The following is a 1,780-nucleotide window of genomic DNA, read 5'->3' as shown; positions in this document are numbered from 1 at the left end:
GTTGCTCTAAAACCATGCGCACTGCGCGCGCCTTGACTTCCGGGGAAAATTTGTTTGTGCTCTTCATCTCGATATTCTCTCATCTTAAAGAGCCTCCTCAAATTACGGGGCGGTTCATTACTGGCGTTGGTTGTGCAAAAGACTGTTGGCAACCGACCTGGGAGAATTGAACCAAGAGCCATCAAGCGACGACCAAAAGCCTACCCCTTGCTCATGCAAAAACGAACTCTCGCCAGAGAACAACTGATGCAATTCGGGCATCCAAAAAAGCTTAAGTAAGTGCTATTCTACTCTGACCCGAATAGCATTAATGAGTGGCTGGTTGAATTACGCCGCATCTTTTTCAATCCCGTTCTCGAACAAGCAAGAAGGCTCTTCTGATCCGTCTTCTGCCCAATAACGCCAAAGGCCTTGTTCCTTGCCTTCGTGGTATTGGCCTCTCGCTGCCACTTGACCGTTTGAGTGGTAGTCAATGCACTCACCTTGCTCTACGCCGTGCTCGTACTGGAGTTCGCTAGCCTTCGAGCCGTTCTCATAAAAAGCTGTGAACAGCCCATGCCGAACCCAGCGCGTTTTATCCTCGCTCATGTAGCGTGAGTATCGGTGCTTGATTGCACCGGACTCAAACGGGATTTCAGCGATTTGGATATGCATCATTGACTCGCAAAGAAAAGCCTAACGCCTCAGTTCACACGCGTCCTTGCCGGCGCGAAGCGGCGGCGAGGACGTCGGAGTGGAACTGCTTGTTGGGCGGCGCCGATATGGATAAGATGCTACGAACAAAGAGCACGGATGTGAGCCTCAAAGTTTGGGAACGCAGCCTGCGCACTCCGAACGACCTCCCACAGATCACTGCTGAGATCGATGCCGTTGTCACTAGCTAACTTAGCGAAGGATTCGTGCACAGGACGCTGTAGGCCCTCATACGCAATGGCCTCATAAGGCCCAATTCCACCCGCGAGCAGCCTGATGTAAGCGCGACTGTTTGCAGCTACTACACCCAACTCACCCTCCGATCCGAAAAAGACAATTGGCTGATCTTCGATTGGCTTTTCGCCATCGACGCGCCACACCGCAGCTCTACCGCCTGTGCCGTCTCCACCGAACACGAGGAAGGGAGAGTAGTCCGCAATAGGATTGCCGGTCCATGCCATAAACCAGCGTCGAGTTTCTTCTGGCGCCTCGAACTCGGGCTCTGGATAGAAATCAATGTACTCGCCATCGGCATGCTCGTATTTAAGCTTGCTCGCTGCTCGCAGAAGATTAGGAAGGCTAGTCATTTGCGCTGCCTCCAAGCCGCCCAACGAAGCTGTATAAAAAGTATCATTTCCACATCTTGCCTGTGCGGTTTGGTTAGGTCAATATGGCAAAATGATCTTGGACACTTGAGACCACATGGCCCGTTATAAATACATCGACACCAGCCCGCGTTTTTTAGCGGTAGATTTGCATAAACAACTTCTGCCGGGCAGTTTTGAATATGCGCTGAATTATCTGCTAGACCATGAAATAGACTTGAGCGGTTTTGATCACCAGTATTGCAACGATGCGATGGGTGCCTGTGCTTATCCGCCAGCCATGTTGCTTAAAGTCATCTTGTTTGCCTATGCCCAAGGCATGGTCAGTAGCCGTCAGATGGCGCGTGCCTGAGCACGATGGGGTTACCCATTAGCCATCTCCTGTCAATAAGGCGAGCAACACTCTGCACGACGAGGTGCATTTTTGATGCTCACCCGCTTTAATACGTCACGCTACACTTGGTTCTCAATTGTTTATCGGT

General features: G+C 51.2%; 3 protein-coding genes and 1 pseudogene. 2 read left to right on the top strand and 2 right to left on the bottom strand.

What is annotated here, in order from left to right; all coding sequences use genetic code 11:
• Window positions 1-105: 105 nt before the first annotated feature.
• Window positions 106-279, top strand: a pseudogene (locus tag Q9291_RS13995) (IS4-like element ISCARN115 family transposase); the annotation flags it as partial.
• Between the two features lie 48 nt (window positions 280-327).
• On the opposite strand, the gene Q9291_RS13990 reads toward Q9291_RS13995, so the two are convergent.
• A complete protein-coding gene (locus Q9291_RS13990) occupies window positions 328-657 on the bottom strand; it encodes a toxin-antitoxin system YwqK family antitoxin (RefSeq protein WP_306390757.1) in 330 nt (109 codons plus the stop codon).
• A 116-nt stretch (window positions 658-773) separates the two neighbouring features.
• Window positions 774-1,280, bottom strand: coding sequence for a hypothetical protein (locus tag Q9291_RS13985; protein WP_306390756.1), 507 nt, complete (start codon window positions 1,278-1,280; stop codon window positions 774-776).
• 115 nt (window positions 1,281-1,395) lie between these two features.
• Here Q9291_RS13985 and Q9291_RS13980 point away from each other — a divergent pair, with 115 nt between their 5' ends.
• Window positions 1,396-1,650, top strand: a complete 255-nt coding sequence (locus Q9291_RS13980) for a transposase (protein WP_306390755.1) — start codon at window positions 1,396-1,398, stop codon at window positions 1,648-1,650.
• The last annotated feature ends 130 nt before the right edge of the window (window positions 1,651-1,780 follow it).

The sequence above is a fragment of the Methylophilus aquaticus genome (genome assembly GCF_030769565.1).
GTDB classification, from domain to species: domain Bacteria; phylum Pseudomonadota; class Gammaproteobacteria; order Burkholderiales; family Methylophilaceae; genus Methylophilus; species Methylophilus aquaticus.
This window is presented reverse-complemented; position numbering and strand designations above follow the sequence as displayed.